Source organism: Paraburkholderia sp. BR14374 (assembly GCF_040948685.1).
Classification (GTDB): domain Bacteria; phylum Pseudomonadota; class Gammaproteobacteria; order Burkholderiales; family Burkholderiaceae; genus Paraburkholderia; species Paraburkholderia youngii.
The window spans coordinates 281,895-302,464 of sequence record NZ_JBFPKF010000002.1; the positions used below are offsets into that span (position 1 = coordinate 281,895).

Below are 20,570 nucleotides of genomic sequence, written 5' to 3' on the forward strand. Positions count from 1 at the left end.
TGTCAAGGCAGCGCAAACCGCGCCACATTGCCCTTGGCTGCCGCATATTTCGACGGATCGACCGGCTGGCCGTCGAGCGTCACCGACTCGAGACCCGCCTTGTTGCCGACCGTCACCTTGAACGGGCCGGCGCCCGTCACTTCCTTCGGATCGCCAGCATGCACGAGGCCTGAGAACAGTTCCTTGCCGTTTTTGTCACGCACGCTGAACCAGCTGTCCTGCGTCACGCGCAGCGCGACGACCGACTCGCCGGGCGCTGGCGCAACCGCCGGTGCCGACGCGTTCGCCACGACCACCGGTGCACTTGGGCTCTCCATGGCGGCCTGTGCCTGCGCCTGCGAGCCGGCCTTCGCTGCCGCTGCCGTCGGCGCCGGCGTTGCCGCTGTATTCGCGGCCGGGGCCGAGCCCGGCGCGGTGCCGGTGGCAAGCGGTGCGGGCATCGGCGTTGCCGACGCAGACGCCGAATTATCCGCGCTCCCCGCGTTGTCCGCCGTGACCGCCGCGTCCGGCGCCGATGCGCCTTCCGTCGCCGGGCCTTGCGCGACCGGGCCCGACGCCGCCGTGTCGCTGCTCGTCGAACCATTTGCGCTGGCCTTCAGCCGCGCGAGCCACGCGGATGAATCGCCGCCGTTGGTGCGCCACATGCCGAGCGCGATGACCGCGACGACGATCGCCGCAATGCCCCAGAGCCACGAACGGCTCTTGTGTCCGCTATCGCCGAGCGACAGCGAAACCTTGCCGCGGGGCAGATCTTTGCCGGATGACGCGGGCATCGACAGATTCGGCGCCGGCACTCCTCTCTCGCGACGAAGCGCCGCCGTGAAAGGCGCCGGATCGGCGCCGAGCATTTTCGCGTAGCTGCGCACGACGCCAAGGGCGAATGTCGTGTCCGGCAGATGGCTAATGTCGCCCGATTCGAGCGCGCTCAGCTTGACGACCGACACCTTCAGCCGCGCCGACACGTCCTCGATCGCCCAGCCTTTCGACTCGCGCAACTGGGTCAAGCGCGCGCCAACCGCTGCCAACGAATCGAGGGCCGGCTGCACGACCGGCTGGACCACCGCCCTTGCAACGGGTGCCGGATGGCCATCGTTCGTGTCTGTCTCGTGCGGCTGCGGGTGCTGCGGCTCACTCATCCCAAATCCTTTCGCGTCGATTCTTTTAATCGTGCAACTGGACGGGCTCGAGCCTCACGTCCAAATCGCAGACCGTTTATAACAAAATGTGCGGCTTTGTGTGCCGCTCCCGATCGATTCTGCAAACTTTCTTTTCAACCGCCGGTGGCATCAGAGCATTTTTGCGTTCGCAGTGCTTTCCGCCGAACGCCGACGCCCTGCTGCCCCACGCGATTACACGGCGCGAACCTCGATCACCTTCGCCGCCTTCCCGGTGCGCTCCGCAAGACGCGTGCGGTCTTTCACCGCGCCGGCCAGCTGACCGCAGGCAGCATCGATATCGTCGCCGCGGGTTTTGCGCACAGTGGTGACGACGCCTGCGTCGATCAACACCTGCGCAAACCGCTTGATCTGTTCCGGTTTCGAGCGGATGAGGCCCGATTCGGGAAACGGATTGAACGGAATCAGATTGAACTTGCACGGCACGCTGCGCGTGACGGCGAGCAGCTCGCGTGCGTGCGCCTCACTGTCGTTCACGCCATCGAGCATGCAATATTCGAACGTAATGAAATCGCGCGGCGCCACTTTCAGGTAGCGCTCGCACGCCGCCATCAGTTCGCGCAGCGGATACTTTTTGTTGAGCGGCACCAGCACGTCGCGCAGCGCGTCGTTCGACGCATGCAGCGACACCGCGAGCGCCACGGGCAAGTCCGCGCCAAGCCGGTCCATCATCGGCACGACGCCCGAAGTGGACAACGTGACGCGCCGGCGCGACAGGCCGTACGCATTGTCGTCGAGCATCAGACGCATGGCCGGCACGACCGCGTCGTAATTGAGCAGCGGCTCGCCCATCCCCATCATCACGACGTTTGTGACGACGCGCTCGCCCTTGCCGTCGCCGCCCACCGCGCGGCCGCCGGCATCGCCACGCGACGCGCGCAGCGCAAACTCGGCCATGCGCAACTGGCCGATGATTTCGCCGGTGGTGAGATTGCGGGAGAATCCCTGCTTGCCGGTCGAGCAGAATCGGCAGTTGACCGCACACCCCGCCTGCGACGACACACATAGCGTTCCGCGCGTTTCTTCGGGGATGTACACGGTTTCAACAGCGTTGCCATTACCGACATCGATCAGCCACTTGCGTGCGCCGTCCGACGAAATATGATCGCTGACGACGCCAGGCATTGTGATCGTGGCGCGCCCTTTGAGCTTTTCGCGCAAGGACTTCGCGAGATCGGTCATGCCGTCGAAGTCGGCAGCGTTGTATTGGTGAATCCAGCGCTGCAATTGCTTGGCGCGAAACGGTTTCTCGCCCAGGCTGTCGCAATACGCGACGAGCCCTTGGGCGTCGAGGTCGAGAAGGTTGACGGAGGGACTGCTCGTCATATCGAATCCTGCCATTTCAGTGCGAGACTACGTTCATGCAACAAGCTGCATGAACGCCGTGCCGTTCGCGCCCATTTCCTGCTGCTTTTACCTTACTACTTTTGCCGTGCACCGCGCGCGATCCATGCGATAAAACAATTCGACCGCACGAAACGCGCCACGCGAAAGACGGCTTGCGATACGCGGCTGAGGTCACTGCCCGACCTCAGCGCGAGGCGCTCAACGCGAGTAGACGTTGACTTGGGGGAAGAAGAAAGCGATTTCGACCGCAGCCGTTTCCGGCCCGTCCGAACCGTGCACCGCGTTGGCGTCGATGCTGTCAGCGAAGTCAGCACGGATCGTGCCCTTTTCTGCCTTCTTCGGGTCCGTCGCACCCATCAGGTCACGGTGCTTCAGGATCGCATTTTCGCCTTCCAGCGCCTGCACAACCACCGGACCCGAGATCATGAATTCGACGAGGTCCTTGAAGAACGGACGTGCTGCGTGCACAGCGTAGAACTTCTCGGCGTCAGCACGCGACAGTTGAACCATGCGCGATGCCACGATCTTCAGGCCAGCGTTTTCGAAACGGGTATAGATCTGGCCGATCACGTTTTTGGCCACTGCGTCCGGCTTGATAATCGACAGGGTGCGCTCGATCGCCATAAAAACTCCAAAAAATTAAGAGGTTACGGATAAAAATGAATCCGCTATTGTAGCATGTTCTCGTGTATCATTGCGATTGAACCCTTACAGCACCGAAAGGATCGAAGCAACGGGTGCAAAATACTGGTAGCGTAGGCCATAGGGGTGACTGGAGGGTATTGAAACTCCGTGCCGCCGCGCTAATCTTACGGATGAACGGTGCGCCTGCCGGCGCTTCGCAAATTTCCGTATCACCATCACGAAACACGCTTCCGAGGTAAGGAGAGACCATGAACGAACATCCATATATGTTTGGCCGCAACGGCGCGGTCAGTACAGTCGAAACACGCAACCGCGTGCTGCGGAATACCTACTGGCTGCTCGCGTTGTCGATGATCCCAACGGTGCTCGGCGCCTGGGTCGGTCTTGCCACCGGCTTCTCGCTGTTTGCCGCCACCAGTCCCGCCATGAGCATGCTGGCGTTCTTCGCGATCGCGTTCGGCTTCATGTTCGCGATTCAGCGCACCAAGGACAGCGCCGTCGGCGTATTCGTACTGCTCGGCTTCACGTTCTTCATGGGGCTGATGCTGTCGCGCATTCTCGCGTTCGTGCTCGGCTTCTCGAACGGCCCGTCGCTGATCATGCTCGCGTTTGGTGGCACTGGTGTGATCTTCGCGGCCATGGCGACCATCGCCACGGTCAGCAAACGCGACTTCTCGGGCCTCGGCAAATGGCTCTTCATGGGCGTGATCGTGATCCTGCTGGCTTCGGTCGCGAACGTGTTCCTGCAACTGCCGGCACTGATGCTGACGGTTTCGGTCATGGCAATCGTGATCTTTTCCGCCTACATCATGTTCGACGTGCAGCGCGTCGTGAACGGCGGTGAGACGAACTACATCACTGCGACGCTAGCGATCTACCTGGATCTGTATAACGTGTTCGTGAACCTGCTTGCGCTGCTCGGCATTTTCGGCGGCAACCGCAATTAAGCTTGGCCGGTCGCGAGGCGTGCCCTGCGCCGCCTCGACGCTCATAGCAAAAGCCCATAACGATTGTTCGTTATGGGCTTTTTTTACTACCTGATCAGCTGACACATGCTGCGCGGCGCAACCGGAAGCCAGCCCCGCACCGCAGTCACAGAGTCAACCACCCGAAACCTTCGCTCTGCGACGCAACCACCACCTCGGTTGGAGCCGCGCCAACCACGCCCGCCAGCGCCGCCTGCGCGAGTTCCGGCAGATTGTTCTGCTGGCTCAGATGCGCGGCGACCAGATGCCGCAAACGCGAGCGGTCGAGCGACGCCAGGATTTCAGCCGCCGCGTCGTTGTTCAGATGCCCGTGATTGCCGCCGATACGCGCCTTCAGCGACGGCGGATAACGACTGCCCGCGAGCATCTGCACGTCGTGATTGCATTCGAGCACGAGTGCGTCACAACCACTCAGCACCGCGCTGATATGCGGGGTGGACGTGCCAACGTCGGTGAGCACGCCGAGCCGGCGCGCGCCGTTCGAGAACACGTATTGCAACGGTTCGCGAGCGTCGTGCGGAACGGTATAAGGGAGAACGCTGAGCTCGCCGATTGCTACCGCCTCGTCGCCCCACAGCACCTGCAGGTCGAGATCGGCTTCGTCGGCGCCCACCGCGCGCGCGGTGCCCCAGCTCATGTACAGCGGAATCGACCACTTGCGCGCCAGCGTCAATGCGCTGCCGATGTGGTCGCTATGTTCGTGTGTAATCAGGATCGCGTCGAGATGCTCGGCGCTCGCGCCGAGCCGCGCGAGACGCCGCTCGACTTCGCGCCCGGAAAACCCGCAGTCGAGCAGCACGCGCGTGGTACTCGCGCCGCTGTGCGCTTCCACCAGCAGCGCGTTGCCTTCACTGCCGCTGCCGAGACTTGCGAAGCGCACGACCCGCCTAATTCAGTTGCGCGTGCAGCAGCGACACGATGCGCTGCGCGTCCGACGACGTATCGATCTGCCCGTTCGCGTCGACGACCGCAACCTGCGTCACCGCGTCGCCCTTCGCGCGCACGTTGACGAGGAATTCCTGGCCCGGCTTGCGCGTCGAATTGCCGCTGTAGAAGAGTTTGCCGAACAGGCCTTCCTTCTTCAGCTCCTGCATCGAATCCGCGTAGCGTACGTAGTAGATGCCCTTCTCGCGATCGCGGTTGTCGACCGTGAAGTTGGTGCGATCGAGCGCGAGGCCCACACGCAGCCAGGCGCGGTCGAACGACTCTTGCAGATCGAGCGTCGATGCGCCCGCGTTCTGCTCGATGGTGGTCGGCGCGCTGGCTGGGCGCGCGTCGGTCAGCAGCTGCTTCGACTGCGCTTCGGTCAGGCCGAACTTCTGCATCAGCTTGGCGAGGAACAGCGCCTCGAGCGCCGGGTCACGCGGACGCTCTTCCCAGCGCGAAGATGTCTTGTCCTGCCCGGTCATCACCTCTTCCATCGCGCTATGCGTGATCGAGATATCGGTCGCGCTGTCCGAACCGCGCGATACGAGGGTGCGGAAACTGTCGCGGGTGCCCGACGAATAGGCGAAGTCGATCACCTTGCCGATCGTGCGGCGGAACCAGTCGTCCGGAATGTTCGCGCGGTTCTCCGCCCAGTCGGTCGTCATGATGCCGGTGGCCGGCGCGTCGGTCTTCAGCACGAAGCCGTTCTCCTGCCAGAACTCCTGCAGTTGCGGCCACAGCTGTTCCGGGGACCGGCCGTCCACCACCAGCCAGCGACGGTCGCCGTCGCGCTCGATATGCATGCCGAGCGGATCCTGTGCGGTCGGCTGACCTTCGGTCGCGTTGCCGGCGGCCGTGACAGCGCGCGTCGGCGTGCCACCGAGCGCCAGATTGGCGGGCGGCGCCACATAGCGCTGGTCATTCGGCGACGTGCTCAGGTCGCTCGGCACGGCAAGCGGCGGTGCGCTCGAGGTCGCCTTGTAGTTGACGCGGTCGGAAGCGAACCAGTCGTTCAGCGTGTCACAGCCGGCGAGCGTCGACAGGGCAAGCGCCAGCGCCGCCATGCGGGTTGCGTGGAGGGAAAGTGCGGAACGTTTCATGAGGTCCTTCGTGATGCTGGAACGCGATGCCTCGTTCGGTCTGCCGGGAACGTGGGCTGAAGCGACGTCGGTTGATGAAATGCCGGTGGCGGTCTGGCGTGGGCGGCTGGACGGGCGGGCCGTTCAGCCGAGCAGGCCCGCTTCGCGCAGCGCGCCGCGCACCACTTCGTGGTATTGCGCGTCGAGCGGCGTGAGCGGCAGGCGGATGCCGCCCTGCACACGCCCCAGTTGCTGCAGCGCCCACTTCGCCGGAATCGGATTCGCTTCGGCAAACAGGTACTTGTGCAGCGACAGGAGTTTCAGATGAATCTCGCGCGCGGTCTTCGCGTCCGCGGCGAGCGCGGCCTTGCACAACTCGCTCATTGCGCGCGGCGCGACGTTCGCGGTGACCGAAATATTGCCGTGACCGCCGAGCAGCATCAGCGCGATCGCAGTGGGATCGTCGCCGCTATAGATGCTGAAGTTTGCCGGCGCCGACTTGATCAGATGCGCAGCGCGGTCGATGTTGCCCGTGGCCTCCTTCACGCCGACGATCCCCGGCACCTGCGCGCAGCGCAGGATGGTCTCGTTGCTCATGTCGGCGACTGTGCGGCCCGGCACGTTGTACAGGATCACCGGCAGATCGACGCTTTCGGCGATCTTCGCGAAATGGCGGTAGATGCCTTCCTGGGTCGGCTTGTTGTAGTACGGCACAACCTGCAGCGTGGCATTCGCGCCGACGTCTTTCGCGTGCTGCGTGAGTTCGATCGCCTCGGCGGTGGAGTTGGCGCCCGCGCCCGCGATGACAGGAATGCGTCCAGCGGTGTGGTCGACCGCGGTCTTGACCATCAGCACGTGCTCTTCGACCGACAGCGTGGCCGACTCGCCGCTCGTGCCGACCACGACGAGCGCATTCGTGCCTTCCTCGATGTGCCAGTCGATCAGTTTGCGAAACGCCGGCAGATCAAGGCTGCCGTCTTCGAGCATCGGAGTGATGATGGCAGGAATGCTGCCGCGGATCTGAACGCCGTCCTGGTGACCGCTGTGGTTGCCGTTAGTCATGAAACGCCATGAATATGATCAGGTAAACCGCGATTGTAGCGGATTAGCCAGCCAACTCGTAACAAGGTGGAACTGTTGCTCGTGCGGGATCATCCGCACGTGCCGCTTCCCGAACCGCGCAGATGCGCTGAACGTATGCCGGACGCGGCTCGGCGAGAAATCCGTCCTGAAATGCGATCACCCGCAATTGGCCCCGCACGATCTCGAGCAACTCGCCAGGCGCGAGCAAAAACGCCGGATTGGAGGGTTTGCCGACGCTTTCGTTTCCTTGCGCAAAGGTCTCGTAAACCATTACGCCGCCGGGCGCGAGCGCGCGCAGCAACTGCGGAAAAAGTGGTCGGTGCAGGTAATTGGTGACCACGACGGCGGCGAACACCGCATCGTCCGGTAATGGCCACGGCGCGCTTTCGAGATCGGCCACGACAGGGCTGACGAGCGGTGCGTCGCGCAGCAGGTCGAGGGCAGCGGCATCGCGATCGATCGCGGTGACCGGATGGCCGAGCGACGCAAAAAAGCGCGCGTGCCGCCCGGCCCCCGATGCCACGTCGAGCACCGCCCCGCCCGGCGCGATCAGGTGCGCCCAGTGACGAACCCAGCGCGACGGTTCACCGAGGCCATGCAAGCCAGGGGTAGCCGGCGTGCTCATCGCTGCGGGGCGGCGCCTCGAGTGCGCATCAGTTGTACGAAAGCCCCATCGCCTCGCGGACGTCGCGCATCGTCTCGGTCGCGAAGCGGCGTGCCTTGTCGCAGCCATCGGCGACGATCGCGCGCAACAGCGACGGGTCGTCCATGTACTTCTGCGCACGCTCCAGCATCGGCTGCTGCTCGCGCAGAATCCCTTCGACGACCGGCTGCTTGCAATCGAGGCAACCGATGCCCGCCGAGCGGCAGCCCTTCTGCACCCACTCGTGGGTCGCTTCGTCGGTGTAGACCTGATGCAGCTGCCACACCGGGCACTTGTCCGGATCGCCCGGATCGGTGCGGCGCACGCGAGCGGGGTCGGTCGGCATCGTGCGGACCTTCTTCGTGATCGTTTCCGCGTCTTCGCGCAAGCCGATCGTGTTGCCGTACGACTTCGACATCTTCTGGCCGTCGAGACCCGGCATGCGCGACGCCTCGGTCAGCATCGCCTGCGGCTCGACGAGGATGATCTTGCGCGAACCTTCGAGATAGCCGAACAGGCGCTCGCGATCGCTCATCGACAGACTTTGCGATTCCTGCAGCATCGCCCGCGCGCGTTCGAGCGCTTCGTCGTTGCCTTCCTGCTGATACGCATTGCGCAGCTCGTGATACAGCTTCGAGCGCTTGCCGCCGAGCTTCTTCGCAGCTTCGTTCGCTTTTTCCTCGAAGCCCGGCTCGCGGCCGTACAGGTAGTTGAAACGACGAGCGATTTCGCGCGTCATCTCCACGTGTGGCACCTGGTCTTCACCGACCGGCACGAGCGAGCCGCGATACAGCAGAATGTCCGCCGCCATCAACACCGGGTAGCCGAGGAAGCCGTAGGTGGACAAATCCTTGTCCTTCAGCTTTTCCATCTGCTCCTTGTAGGTCGGCACGCGTTCGAGCCAGCCGAGCGGCGTGCTCATGCCGAGCAGCAGCGCCAGTTCGGCATGCTCGGGCACCCTGCTCTGGATGAACAGCGTCGCCTGCGCCGGATCGATGCCGGAAGCGAGCCAGTCGATCAGCACGTCCCACACGTTCTTTTCGATCACTTCTGGCGTTTCGTAGTGAGTCGTCAGCGCGTGCCAGTCGACCACGCAGAAAAAGCACGGGTACTCGGACTGCAGCCGCACCCAGTTTTTCAGCACGCCGTGATAGTGGCCGAGGTGCAGCGACCCGGTGGGCCGCATGCCGGAGAAGATACGGTCTGGGAACATGGTTATTTAGAAAAGCGAGACAAGAGGAGTCAGAATTGCGGTGATCGCGCTATAGCCGAGCGTAACGAGTGGCCTCAACCAGAAACGCGTGAGCGTACCCGTCATCACGAGCGCCATCACGATGAAAAAGCCGTACGGTTCGAGCCGCGACAACGCGATCGATTGCTTCGGCGGCAACAGGGCCATCACCACGCGTCCGCCATCTAGCGGCGGCAGCGGAAACAGGTTCAGCACACCGAGCACGAGATTGACGCCGACGCCCGCGCCCGCCATACGCGTAAAAAACGGTTCGTTGACATTGAGCACCGCCAGCACGATGCCAAGCACGCCCCACAGCAGCGCCTGGACAAAATTGCATACCGGCCCGGCTGCCGCGACCCAAAGGCTGCCCCAGCGCGGATTGCGCAGATTGCCGAACGCGACCGGCACCGGCTTCGCATAGCCGAACATGAACGCGCCGCTCGTCGCGAAGTACAGCAGCAACGGAATCGCGATCGTGCCGAGCGGATCGATATGCCGCATCGGGTTAAGCGACACGCGGCCGAGCACGTACGCGGTGTTGTCGCCGAGCCAGCGCGCGACGTAGCCGTGCGCGGCCTCGTGCAGCGTGATCGCGAAGATCACCGGCAGCGCGTACACCGCAATTGTCTGTATCAGGGAAGAATCCATAACTCGCTATTGTAACAATGCGCTCGCGCGTGTCTGTCCGCTTTCGCTCGGGCCGCTCACGCCGTTTCCTCGAGGCCGAACGGCTCGAGCGGGCCGCGCCCTGCCCGCACCAGCACCGGCTCCGAGCCGGTCAGATCGATCACGGTGGACGGCTCGCACACGCACGCGCCGCCGTCGATCACCAGATCGAGCTGCTTTTCGAGCCGCGCTCGGATTTCCTCGGGGTCGTTCAGCGGCTCGGTTTCGCCGGGCATGATCAGCGTCGTGCCGAGCAGCGGCTGGCCGAGCTCCTCGAGAATCGCGAGCGTGATAGCGTGATCCGGCACGCGCAGACCGATCGTCTTGCGCGACGGATGCGATACGCGTCGCGGCACTTCCTTGGTGGCCTGCAGCACGAACACGTACGGACCCGGTGTCACCGATTTCAGCAGCCGATACTGCCAGTTGTCCACCATCGCAAAATTGGCGAGCTCCGACAGATCGCGCACGAGCAGCGACAGCAGCTGCTTTTCGTCGAGTCCGCGAATACGCCGCAGGCGTTCGACCGCATCCTTGTCGTCGAGACGGCAGGCGAGCGCGTAGGTCGAATCGGTGGGCAAGGCGACCACGCCGCCGTCGTTGATGATCTGCGCGGCCTGCTTGACGAGGCGCGGCTGCGGATTGTCGGGATGGAGCCGAAAGTATTGGGACATGGAGACTCACGATGGCGGCAGACGAACTGCGGCGGATGTGCTGCGGCGAGCAGAGCGCGTGCCGCAGCCAGCCGGCCCGCGCGCGAAACGTGCCGTTCCGGCACGGCGCGCGGTCACAGCCAGCGTTCCCAGACGGGCTTCAGATCGGCGGGTAGCGGCGGCAGTGTGCCGAGTTCGATGCGGCCTTCGCCTGGCGCATGGAAGTCCGAACCGCGCGAGGCCTCGAAGCCATAGCGACGCGCGACATCCGCATATTCGCGGTATTGGTCGGGCGTGTGGCTGCCGGTCACGACCTCGATCGCCTTGCCGCCGAGGTCGATGAATTCGCCAAAGAATGCGTCGAATTCGAGTTGCGAATAGGCGTAGCGCCCCGGATGCGCGACGATCGCGACGCCGCCGGCGGCCTGGATCCAGCCGAGCGCGTCGGCGAGCTTGGCCCAGCGGTGCGCGACATAACCCGGCTTACCGTCGCCGAGATAGCGGTCGAACACTTCCTGGGTGTTTGCGCAGTGGCCGTGCTCGACCATGAAGCGCGCGAAATGCGTGCGCGACATCATGTCGGGATTCGATACGTAGTGCAGCGCGCCCTCGTACGCGTCTGGAATGCCGAGCGTGGCCAGTTGCTCGCCGATTGCCTCGGCGCGCGCGGCGCGGCCGTCGCGGGTGCGGGCAAGACCGTCGATCAGGACATGGTTGGACGGATCGATGCCGAGCCCGACGATGTGCACCGTGCGCCCCGCCCACGTAACCGAAATCTCGACGCCGCTCAGGTAGTTCATGCCGAGCGCCTCGGCCGCGGTGCGCGCCTCTTGCTGGCCGCCCAGTTCGTCGTGATCGGTGAGCGCCCACAGCGTCACGCCGTTCGCGTGCGCGCGGCGCGCGACGTCGGTCGGCGCGAACTGGCCGTCGGAAACGGTGGAGTGGCAGTGAAGATCGGCGTTCATCGTGGTCCTGGAAGGGTTCTGCGGTCATTTTACTGCAATGCAGTAAGGGTCCGCAGGGGTATCTGGCGACGCCGGTTGCACTTGCCCGCGTGCCGGAAGGTCAGGACGGGGCAGAGCCGAGACCAACGTCCGGGCGACCCGCGAGCGCCCTTTCGACCGTAGCTTCAGGCACGGCGTCAGGCGCAGAAACCCTCGATCAACGCGGCGACCTGCTCCGGCTGGTCGTGATGCACCATGTGCCCCGCGCCGTCGATGATCTTCTCGCGCCAATCGGCAAACGCGTGGAAACGCGCCTTGAATTCGTCGAGCGGCACGTCGCCGGCGATTCGCGCGAGCGTCGGCGAGCCGGCGGCCTCGACGTGCAGCACCTTCGCGCTGACCTTGCGCCACACCGCCATCACCTCGTCGAGGCGATACAAGGTGGGGCCGCGGACCTTGTGCGCCGGGTCGGCCAGCAGCATGAAGCGCCCTTCGTCATCCGGCTTCGACCAGTGCTGCGCGAGGAACTGCGCGCGCCGCGGATCGAGGCGCGGATTGGTTTTGATCAGGCGCGCGGCGACCTCGTCGAGCGACGCGTAGCGCTTCAACTGCGGCGGATCGCGCAATTCGTCGAGCCAGTTCAGCAGTCGTTTCGGCGCCTGCGCCGGATACGAAGGCGCGAGCCCGAAGCCCTCCAGATCGACCACCCGCCGCACCCGCTGCGGCCGCACGCCGGCGTACAGGCACACGACGTTCGCACCCAGGCTGTGACCGACCAGGTTCACCTCGCCGTCCGGCGCGTAGTGGTCGATCAACGCGTCGAGATCGCCGAGATAGTCTTGCACCCAGTAGCTGCCGCCGCCGCGCTCGGCAACCGGCCAGCCGGACAGACCGAAGCCGCGCAGGTCCGGCGCGATCACCTGCCAGTGGCCGCCGAGCGCATCGACGACAAACTGGAACGACGCGCCGACATCCATCCAGCCGTGCAGCATGAACAGTATCGGCGCGTCGGGACGGCCCCAGCGCCGCACGTGCAGCCGGACGCCATGTGCGCTAACGAATTCAGAGCGGGAGGTATTCATCAACGGCGCACTCGCAAAAAAGAATGGTCGTTCGATTATAGGGTGGGCGCCGCGAGAGGTGGTAATGGATTATCAGGGCGACGCCCGGTCGTCCGCAGCCCGTGTGGCTTGCAGCGTGTCCTCGCGTGCGAGCGCGGCGAGTTCGGCGTCGTCGAAACCGGCGTCGCGGCGCGCTTCGAAATTGAACGGGCCACGCAGTTTCGGCGCGTGATACTGGTCGGCCAGACGCAGATACGTGTGGTGCGGATCGAGGCCGTCCCCATCGCACAGTTGACGAAACCAGCGGTTGCCGATCAGCACGTGGCCGATTTCATCGCGCAGGATCACGTCGAGAATCGCCGCCGACGCGTGATCGCCGGCCTGCTGCAGCCGTGCGCGGATCGGCGGCGACGCGTCGAGGCCGCGCGCTTCGAGCGTCCGCGGCACGAGCGCCATGCGCGCGAGCACGTCGCCGCGAGTGCGCTCGCACATGTCCCACAGGCCGCCGTGCGCCGGGAAATCGCCGTATGCGTGGCCGTATTCGGCGAGACGCGCGGCGAGCAGCGAGTAGTGATATGCCTCTTCGGCGGCGACCTTGAGCCAGTCGGCATAGAACTCGGCGGGCATGCCGGAGAAGCGCCAGACGGCGTCGAGCGCCAGATTGATCGCGTTGAACTCGATGTGCGCAAGCGCGTGGAGCAGCACCGCGCGCCCCTGCGGCGACTGCATGCTGCGTCGGCCGAGCTGGCGGGGTTCGACCAGTTCCGGCCGTTCGGGGCGGCCCGGCAGGCCAGCGGGCTCGGGGAGATCGAGGCCGGCGTCACAGAGCGCGCGGCCATCGAGTACCGCAGCGTACAGTTCGCGGGTCGCCGCGACCTTCGCGGCCGGTTCCCGCTCGCGCAACGCGGCGAGCGCGGCGCGGCGCGCGCACAGCGGCTCGTCGTGAGAATGCGATGCGGGGAAAGCGACGGAAACGAGCGAAGGGACGGACGTCATGACGAACGGATAGGCGATGGAAGCGGTGAAGCCGACGGCGCCCGGCCCGCACGCGAGCGGCCGAGCGGCTCAAGCACACAACCGTTTACAATACCCGATTCGACCATCCGGCGCGCTTTCGGGCACGCCCGTAAGTTGGCCACGCAGAACCGCCAAACTCGCACTGCGCCGGGGCGCACGCCGCCCAGCCGATGCGAGGCAATCGATCAGACACCCATCGTGCACGGGATCGGAGCCGCCCCAAGGCCTGGCTCCGACCGATAAGGAGACATTGTGACGATTTACAAGCTGGGCGAAGCCGCCCCGATCATTCATGAAAGCGTGTTCGTCGCGGATTCCGCGAACATCATCGGCAACGTGACGCTCGAGGAGAACGCGAGCGTGTGGTTCGGCGCGACGCTGCGCGGCGACAACGAGCCGATCAAGATCGGCGCCGGCAGCAACGTGCAGGAAAACGCGGTGCTGCACACCGACCCGGGCTATCCGCTGACGGTCGAGTCGAACGTGACGATCGGCCATCAGGCGATGCTGCATGGCTGCACGATCAAGGAAGGCGCGCTGATCGGAATTCAGGCGGTGGTCTTGAATGGCGCGGTGATCGGCCGCAACTGTCTGGTCGGAGCGGGCGCCATCGTCACCGAGGGCAAGGTGTTTCCCGACAATACGCTGATCCTCGGCGCGCCCGCGAAGGCGGTGCGCGAACTGACGGAAGCGGATATCGCCAACCTGCAGCGCGCCGCGGCAAGTTATGCCGGGCGTCGCGAGTATTTCAAGGCGCAGCTCGTACGCATCGGCTAAACGGCCGGCGCGCGGCGCGCAAAGGCGCGGCATCACGCCGCGTCATTCCAGCGAGGAAAAGTTGTGAGCGACCAGTTGCAAAAATTCATGTTCAGCGCGGCGCCGGTGCGCGGCGAGATCGTTTCCCTGCGCAATACCTGGCAGGACGTGCTGACGCGCCGCGATTATCCGGCGCCCGTGCGAACGATTCTGGGCGAAATGATGGCCGCGTGCGCGCTGCTGTCGGCGAACCTGAAGTTCGACGGCACGCTCGTCATGCAAATTTTCGGCGATGGCCCGATCAAGATGCTGGTCGTGCAGTGCAGCTCTAACCTGACGATGCGCGCCACCGCGAAGCTGTCCGGCGAAGCCGCCCATACGATCGACGACACGACCTCGCTGATCGATCTGGTGAACGCGAGCGGCCACGGCCGCTGCGTGATCACGCTCGACCCGACCGACAAGCAGCCCGGCCAGCAGCCGTATCAGAGTATCGTGCCGCTGTCGGGCGCGAACGGACCGCTGAAGTCGATCGCCGAAGTGCTCGAGCACTACATGCATCACTCCGAGCAGCTCGACACGCGCATGTGGCTCGCGGCGAACACCGAGCGCGCGGTCGGCATGCTGCTGCAGAAGCTGCCGGGCGACGGCGGCATCGTCCCGCACCCGGGCGCGCTCGACGCGGATACGTGGGAGCGCGTGTGCACGCTCGGCGGCACGCTGTCACAGGACGAGTTGCTGAAGGAAGAACCGGAGACGGTGTTCCGGCGCCTGTTCTGGCAGGAAAACGTCCAGCATTTCGAGCCTGTCACCGCGCGCTTCGAATGCACGTGCTCGCGCGAAAAAGTCGGCGCGATGCTGAAGATGCTCGGCCGCGATGAAGTCGACGGCGTGATCGAGGAACGCGGCCACGTCGAGATTCACTGCGAATTTTGCAACCAGCGCTACGAGTTCGACCCGGTCGACGTCGCGCAACTTTTCGTCGCCGGCGGACTCTCACAAGGCGTGACGCCGGCGGCCGCGCAGCGGCACTAAAGTGCGCTTTCGCTGAAGCGGAGTGCGCGCCCGCGAACTGATCGCGCATTACGACGGAAGTCCTGACCGCGCCGCCCCATGCCTCGCCACGGCTCGGGCGGCGCGTTGCATTTGAGCGCGGCGTTGATACATTGGAAGGATGCGTCACCACGTGTTGGAAGACGCCTGCTCGAGCCACGGACCTCGGACCGATGGAGATTCGACCATGAAGCATACGCTTTCGTTGATCCTGGCCGTCCTCACGGGCTGCGCGGCGCTGGCCGCCTGCTCGATCGATCCGCCGGGCCCCGCGCCGATTCTGAGCCGTCTGCCGCCCGATCAGGCGGAGGCCATCAGCCATACACAGACGCTGACACCGGAGGAACGCGCGCGCTATGACGCGATCGAGCAACAGGTCATGTTCGAACAGAATCAGGCGATCGTCACGGACGCCGCCGCGCAAGCCTGGTCCCGCTATTACTCGCGCTCACCGCCCGTGAGGTTTTCCTTGGGCTTCTCGAGCGGCGGCTGGGGACGTGGCTGGGGAACTGGGGTCGGCGTCGGGTTCGGGCCGTATTGGGGTTGGTAGCAGCGAATACGGCAGCCCAAAAACAAAAAGCGCGGTTCAAAGTGAACCGCGCTTTTTTTCGCCATTCGTGGCGAAGCCGCTGCGAGATATCTAACCTCAGTGCGCCGGCTTCTTCTCCTTCGCAGCCGCCGCCTTCCCGCCATGCTTGCGATCCTGTTTCGCGCGCGACTCCGGATTCGGCACCACGTGCAGCGGCGCGGCGGACACTTCGCCGCGCGTCGAAGTATCCGCCGCCGGCGTGTTCGCCAACGGCAGCGGCTGGTTCGGCGACACGAACTGCACGAACACTTCGCCGTCCTTGACCATGCCCATTTCGTAGCGCGCCCGCTCTTCGACCGCGGCGGTGCCGTTCTGCAGATCCTGCACTTCGCCCTGGATGCGCTCGTTGCGCAGCTTGGCGTCGGCATTTTTCTGCAGTTGTCGCGCGAGCTGGCCTTGCAACTCATGCACGCGCAGCCAGCCGCCGTGCCCCCACCAGAGCGGGTACTGGATCAATGCCAGCAGAACGATCAGGACAGCAGTGACAAGCCGCATGAAGTAAGCACGATAAATACGCGCCGCCCTGCGCTATACGCAGGGCGGCGAGGTCAATCAGAAACGAAGGATAACCTGCTCATCGATCGGCGTGAACAATCTGGCGAAAACGCTTAGCGCAGATTGTAGAACGCCGACTTGCCAGGGTAGCTCGCGATATCGCCGAGATCTTCCTCGATACGCAGCAGCTGGTTGTACTTCGAGATGCGATCCGAACGCGACAGCGAACCGGTCTTGATCTGGCCGGCGTTCAGACCGACGGCGATGTCCGCGATCGTCGAGTCTTCGGTTTCGCCCGAGCGGTGCGAAATCACGGCCGTGTAGCCCGCGCGCTTGGCCATTTCGATCGCCGCGAAGGTTTCCGTCAGCGTGCCGATCTGGTTGATCTTGATCAGGATCGAGTTCGCGATGCCCTTCTCGATGCCTTCCTTCAGGATGCGCGTGTTCGTGACGAACAGGTCGTCGCCGACCAGCTGGATCTTGTCGCCGAGCTTGTCGGTCAGGATCTTCCAGCCTTCCCAGTCGCCTTCGTGCATGCCGTCTTCGATCGACACGATCGGGAACTTGTCCGCCAGGTTCGCGAGGTAATCCGCGAATTCCGTCGACGACAGCTGCAGGCCTTCGCCCGCGAGCTGGTACTTGCCGTCGTGGTAGAACTCGCTGGCTGCGCAGTCGAGTGCGAGCAGCACGTCTTCACCGGCGCGATAGCCCGCTTTCTCGATGGCTTGCAAAATGGTGGACAGGCATTCCTCGTTGCTGCCGAAATTCGGCGCGAAGCCGCCTTCGTCGCCGACTGCCGTGCTCATGCCGCGATCCGACAGGATCTTCTTCAGCGCGTGGAACACTTCGGCGCCGCAGCGCAGCGCTTCGCGGAAGCTCGGCTGGCTGACCGGCACGATCATGAATTCCTGGATGTCCAGGCTGTTGTTCGCGTGCGCGCCGCCGTTGACGATGTTCATCATCGGCACCGGCAGTTGCATCGCGCCCGAACCGCCGAAATAGCGGTACAGCGGCAGGCCGGCTTCTTCAGCGGCGGCCTTCGCGACGGCCATCGACACGGCCAGCATCGCGTTCGCGCCTAGGCGCGACTTGTTGTCGGTGCCGTCGAGCTCGAGCAGCGTCTTGTCGAGGAATGCCTGCTCGGAAGCGTCGAGACCCATGATCGCTTCGGAGATTTCCGTGTTGATGTGCTCGACGGCCTTCAGCACGCCCTTGCCGCCGTAGCGGCCGGCTTCGCCGTCGCGCAGTTCGATCGCTTCGCGCGAGCCGGTCGACGCGCCCGACGGCACGGCTGCGCGGCCCATCGTGCCCGACTCGAGCAGCACGTCGCATTCGACGGTGGGGTTGCCTCGCGAATCGAGAATCTCTCGACCGATGATGTCTACGATAGCACTCATGGTTTCCTCAAAGGATGACGTTGAATTCTTTACTCTGACACTGTATCGCGCTGTCGATCAGGAGTTGGTGCTTTAGCGCCTACTCCGGTCCCATGCAAAGCGCCCGCCGGTCTCCCCGACAGACAACTCGCGCGCCGATACGTTCGACGACCATTATGCGAAAACGCCGCGGGTCGATTATCGAGAGCAATCGTGACACGCGGCGCACACCTGAATCAGTTGAAGTCGCTTTCGAGGAACGGGCCGCGCTTGACGGCCTGGTCGAGCGTGACGAGCGTCTCGAGCAGGTCGGCCATGCGATTGAGCGGCACCGCGTTCGGCCCGTCCGACTTCGCTTGCGCCGGATTCGGGTGCGTTTCCATGAACAGACCCGCGACGCCGACCGCCACCGCGGCGCGCGCGAGCACCGGCACGAATTCGCGCTGGCCGCCCGAGCTCGTGCCCTGACCGCCCGGCAACTGCACCGAGTGCGTCGCGTCGAACACGACCGGCGCGTTGGTCTCGCGCATGATCGTGAGCGAACGCATGTCCGACACGAGGTTGTTATAGCCGAACGACACGCCGCGCTCGCACGCCATGAAGCGGTCTTCCGACAGACCCGCTTCACGCGCGGCGTCGCGCGCCTTGTCGATCACGTTCTTCATGTCGTGCGGCGCGAGAAACTGGCCCTTCTTGATGTTGACCGGCTTGCCCGAGCGCGCGCACGCGTGGATGAAGTCGGTCTGACGGCACAGGAACGCGGGCGTTTGCAGCACGTCGACGACCGACGCCACCTGCTCGATCTCGTGCTCAGCGTGCACGTCGGTCAGCACCGGCAGACCGAGCTGGCGCTTCACTTCGGACAGGATACGCAGACCTTCGTCCATGCCCAGACCGCGAAACGACTTGCCGCTGCTGCGATTGGCCTTGTCGTACGACGATTTGTAGATGAACGGGATGTTCAGCTTGCCGCAGATTTCCTTCAGGCGGCCGGCCGTGTCGATCGTCATCTGTTCGGATTCGACGACACAGGTACCGGCGATCAGGAAAAACGGCTTGTCGAGCCCGATTTCGAAATCGCCCAGTTTCATGCTTTCTCCTCGACCCTCGACTGCTGATGCGCGAGCGCCGCTTCGACGAACGACTTGAACAGCGGATGACCGTCACGCGGCGTGGACGTGAATTCGGGGTGGAACTGCACGCCGACGAACCACGGGTGCATGCTGCGCGGCAGCTCCATCATTTCCGGCAGATCCTCGCTCGGGGTACGGGCGCTAATGATGAGGCCACCCCCTTCGAGCTGGGGCACGAAACGGTTATTCACCTCATAACGGTGACGATGACGCTCGTTCACGTCCGTGCCGTAGATCTCTTCGGCGAGCGTGCCGGGCTTGATCGGGCAGCGCTGCGAGCCGAGACGCATCGTGCCGCCGAGGTCCGACTCTTCGGTGCGCTTCTCGACGCGGCCTTCGCGGTCGTACCACTCGGTGATCAGCGCGACCACGCGATTCTTCGTTTCCTGATCGAACTCGGTGCTGTTCGCGTCCTTCAGGCCGACCACGTCACGCGCGAATTCGATCACCGCGAGCTGCATGCCGAGGCAGATGCCGAGATACGGCACCTTCGCTTCGCGTGCGTAGCGGATCGCGGCAATCTTGCCTTCGGTGCCGCGACGGCCGAAGCCGCCCGGCACAAGCACCGCGTCGAGATGCCTGAGGCTTTCGACGCCTTGCGTTTCGATCTCTTCGGAGTCGATGTACTCGATGTTCACGCGCGTCGACGTATGCATCGACGCATGACGCAGCGCTTCGATCAGCGACTTGTACGACTCGGTCAGATCGACATACTTGCCGACCATGCCGATCGTCACTTCGTGCTTCGGGTTCTGCAGCTTCTCGACGAGGTCGGACCACATGGAAAGGTCGGCCGCCTTCGGCGTGAGCTTCAGCTCCTCGCAGATGATCGCGTCGAGACCCTGGTCGTGCAGCATCTGCGGAATCTTGTAGATGCTGTCCGCGTCCCACACGGAAATGACCGCGTCTTCGGGCACGTTCGAGAACAGCGAGATCTTCGCGCGCTCGTCGTCCGGAATGCGGCGGTCGGCGCGGCACAGCAGCACGTGCGGCGAGATGCCGATTTCGCGCAGCTTCTGCACGCTGTGCTGGGTAGGCTTGGTCTTGAGCTCGCCGGCCGTGGCGACCCAGGGCACCAGCGTCAGGTGCACGAAGCACGCGCTGTTGCGGCCGAGGCGCAGGCTCATCTGACGCGCGGCTTCGAGGAACGGCAGCGATTCGATGTCACCCACCGTGCCGCCCACTTCCACGATCGCGACATCGGGCTCGCCGCACGTTGCAGAAGCTGCGCCGCGTTCGACGAATGCCTGGATTTCGTTGGTGATGTGCGGAATGACCTGCACGGTCTTGCCGAGATAATCGCCGCGGCGTTCCTTGCGGATCACCGATTCGTAAATCTGGCCCGTGGTGAAGTTGTTGGCCTTGCGCATCTTCGTGCTGATGAAGCGCTCGTAGTGGCCAAGGTCGAGGTCGGTTTCCGCTCCGTCTTCCGTCACGAACACTTCGCCGTGCTGAAACGGGCTCATCGTGCCGGGGTCGACGTTGATGTAGGGATCGAGCTTGAGGAGGGTGACTTTAAGACCGCGCGATTCGAGGATCGCGGCGAGGGAAGCGGCGGCAATACCCTTGCCGAGGGAAGATACTACGCCGCCGGTGACGAAAACATATTTGGTCATCGCTGGATGCTCGCGGGAAAAACGGATTATACCGTAAAGGATGGTCCCGACCCAGCAAAAAACGACCCGCCCGCCGCGCGCCGATGCCGCTT

Annotated in this window: 21 protein-coding genes; 4 read left to right on the top strand and 17 right to left on the bottom strand. The window is 64.2% G+C overall.

What is annotated here, in order from left to right; genetic code table 11:
* Window positions 1-2: 2 nt before the first annotated feature.
* The 3 genes from AB3X86_RS05205 to ndk all read right to left on the bottom strand — a co-directional run bounded on the left by AB3X86_RS05205 (window position 3) and on the right by ndk (window position 3,146).
* The gene (locus AB3X86_RS05205; protein WP_368595157.1) at window positions 3-1,136 is read right to left on the bottom strand and encodes a helix-turn-helix domain-containing protein; all 1,134 of its coding nucleotides are present in this window, start codon (window positions 1,134-1,136) and stop codon (window positions 3-5) included.
* A gap of 213 nt (window positions 1,137-1,349) precedes the next feature.
* On the bottom strand, window positions 1,350-2,501 hold the full coding sequence (gene rlmN / locus AB3X86_RS05210) for a 23S rRNA (adenine(2503)-C(2))-methyltransferase RlmN (RefSeq protein ID WP_368595158.1): 1,152 nt from the start codon (window positions 2,499-2,501) through the stop codon (window positions 1,350-1,352).
* A gap of 219 nt (window positions 2,502-2,720) precedes the next feature.
* Window positions 2,721-3,146, bottom strand: coding sequence for a nucleoside-diphosphate kinase (gene ndk / locus AB3X86_RS05215; protein WP_368595159.1), 426 nt, complete (start codon window positions 3,144-3,146; stop codon window positions 2,721-2,723).
* Between the two features lie 269 nt (window positions 3,147-3,415).
* Here ndk and AB3X86_RS05220 point away from each other — a divergent pair, with 269 nt between their 5' ends.
* Window positions 3,416-4,114: a Bax inhibitor-1/YccA family protein gene (locus AB3X86_RS05220; protein ID WP_018417558.1), complete on the top strand. Its 699-nt coding sequence runs from the start codon at window positions 3,416-3,418 to the stop codon at window positions 4,112-4,114.
* Between the two features lie 145 nt (window positions 4,115-4,259).
* On the opposite strand, the gene AB3X86_RS05225 is transcribed toward AB3X86_RS05220, so the two are convergent.
* From AB3X86_RS05225 to AB3X86_RS05270, 10 genes are all read right to left on the bottom strand, one after another.
* Window positions 4,260-5,033 (bottom strand): MBL fold metallo-hydrolase, encoded by a 774-nt coding sequence (locus tag AB3X86_RS05225; RefSeq protein ID WP_368595160.1) that lies wholly within the window; start codon window positions 5,031-5,033, stop codon window positions 4,260-4,262.
* A 7-nt stretch (window positions 5,034-5,040) separates the two neighbouring features.
* Window positions 5,041-6,180 carry an outer membrane protein assembly factor BamC gene (gene bamC / locus AB3X86_RS05230; protein WP_176125664.1) on the bottom strand — a complete coding sequence of 380 codons (1,140 nt, stop codon included), beginning with the start codon at window positions 6,178-6,180 and terminating at the stop codon, window positions 5,041-5,043.
* Between the two features lie 123 nt (window positions 6,181-6,303).
* Window positions 6,304-7,221, bottom strand: a complete 918-nt coding sequence (gene dapA / locus AB3X86_RS05235; protein ID WP_176379951.1) for a 4-hydroxy-tetrahydrodipicolinate synthase — start codon at window positions 7,219-7,221, stop codon at window positions 6,304-6,306.
* 43 nt (window positions 7,222-7,264) lie between these two features.
* On the bottom strand, window positions 7,265-7,867 hold the full coding sequence (locus AB3X86_RS05240) for a bifunctional 2-polyprenyl-6-hydroxyphenol methylase/3-demethylubiquinol 3-O-methyltransferase UbiG (RefSeq protein WP_184226659.1): 603 nt from the start codon (window positions 7,865-7,867) through the stop codon (window positions 7,265-7,267).
* 28 nt (window positions 7,868-7,895) lie between these two features.
* Window positions 7,896-9,098 (bottom strand): tryptophan--tRNA ligase, encoded by a 1,203-nt coding sequence (locus AB3X86_RS05245; protein ID WP_176108215.1) that lies wholly within the window; start codon window positions 9,096-9,098, stop codon window positions 7,896-7,898.
* A 6-nt stretch (window positions 9,099-9,104) separates the two neighbouring features.
* Window positions 9,105-9,767, bottom strand: a complete 663-nt coding sequence (locus AB3X86_RS05250) for a site-2 protease family protein (protein WP_176108214.1) — start codon at window positions 9,765-9,767, stop codon at window positions 9,105-9,107.
* 56 nt (window positions 9,768-9,823) lie between these two features.
* Complete coding sequence (locus AB3X86_RS05255; protein WP_018435435.1) at window positions 9,824-10,459, bottom strand: L-threonylcarbamoyladenylate synthase; 636 nt, start codon at window positions 10,457-10,459, stop codon at window positions 9,824-9,826.
* Window positions 10,460-10,572: 113 nt separating this feature from the next.
* Window positions 10,573-11,403, bottom strand: a complete 831-nt coding sequence (locus AB3X86_RS05260) for a 3',5'-nucleoside bisphosphate phosphatase (protein WP_368595161.1) — start codon at window positions 11,401-11,403, stop codon at window positions 10,573-10,575.
* A gap of 176 nt (window positions 11,404-11,579) precedes the next feature.
* Window positions 11,580-12,464 carry an alpha/beta fold hydrolase gene (locus AB3X86_RS05265; protein WP_368595162.1) on the bottom strand — a complete coding sequence of 295 codons (885 nt, stop codon included), beginning with the start codon at window positions 12,462-12,464 and terminating at the stop codon, window positions 11,580-11,582.
* 72 nt (window positions 12,465-12,536) lie between these two features.
* Window positions 12,537-13,439 (bottom strand): ferritin-like domain-containing protein, encoded by a 903-nt coding sequence (locus AB3X86_RS05270; protein ID WP_368595163.1) that lies wholly within the window; start codon window positions 13,437-13,439, stop codon window positions 12,537-12,539.
* Window positions 13,440-13,712: 273 nt separating this feature from the next.
* Here AB3X86_RS05270 and AB3X86_RS05275 point away from each other — a divergent pair, with 273 nt between their 5' ends.
* The 3 genes from AB3X86_RS05275 to AB3X86_RS05285 all read left to right on the top strand — a co-directional run bounded on the left by AB3X86_RS05275 (window position 13,713) and on the right by AB3X86_RS05285 (window position 15,819).
* Window positions 13,713-14,237: a gamma carbonic anhydrase family protein gene (locus AB3X86_RS05275; RefSeq protein ID WP_176125657.1), complete on the top strand. Its 525-nt coding sequence runs from the start codon at window positions 13,713-13,715 to the stop codon at window positions 14,235-14,237.
* A gap of 63 nt (window positions 14,238-14,300) precedes the next feature.
* Window positions 14,301-15,251, top strand: coding sequence for an Hsp33 family molecular chaperone HslO (gene hslO, locus AB3X86_RS05280; RefSeq protein ID WP_176108210.1), 951 nt, complete (start codon window positions 14,301-14,303; stop codon window positions 15,249-15,251).
* 205 nt (window positions 15,252-15,456) lie between these two features.
* Complete coding sequence (locus AB3X86_RS05285) at window positions 15,457-15,819, top strand: hypothetical protein (RefSeq protein WP_368595164.1); 363 nt, start codon at window positions 15,457-15,459, stop codon at window positions 15,817-15,819.
* 96 nt (window positions 15,820-15,915) lie between these two features.
* Here AB3X86_RS05285 and ftsB read toward each other — a convergent pair whose 3' ends face one another.
* From ftsB to AB3X86_RS05305, 4 genes are all read right to left on the bottom strand, one after another.
* Window positions 15,916-16,353, bottom strand: coding sequence for a cell division protein FtsB (ftsB, locus tag AB3X86_RS05290; protein WP_368595165.1), 438 nt, complete (start codon window positions 16,351-16,353; stop codon window positions 15,916-15,918).
* 113 nt (window positions 16,354-16,466) lie between these two features.
* Window positions 16,467-17,750 (bottom strand): phosphopyruvate hydratase, encoded by a 1,284-nt coding sequence (gene eno / locus AB3X86_RS05295; RefSeq protein ID WP_368595166.1) that lies wholly within the window; start codon window positions 17,748-17,750, stop codon window positions 16,467-16,469.
* 215 nt (window positions 17,751-17,965) lie between these two features.
* Entirely contained in the window at window positions 17,966-18,820 is an 855-nt protein-coding gene (kdsA, locus tag AB3X86_RS05300; protein ID WP_368595167.1) for a 3-deoxy-8-phosphooctulonate synthase, read from the bottom strand.
* On the bottom strand, window positions 18,817-20,478 hold the full coding sequence (locus AB3X86_RS05305; protein ID WP_368595168.1) for a CTP synthase: 1,662 nt from the start codon (window positions 20,476-20,478) through the stop codon (window positions 18,817-18,819). The genes kdsA and AB3X86_RS05305 overlap by 4 nt, the downstream gene beginning before the upstream one ends.
* Window positions 20,479-20,570: the final 92 nt, after the last annotated feature.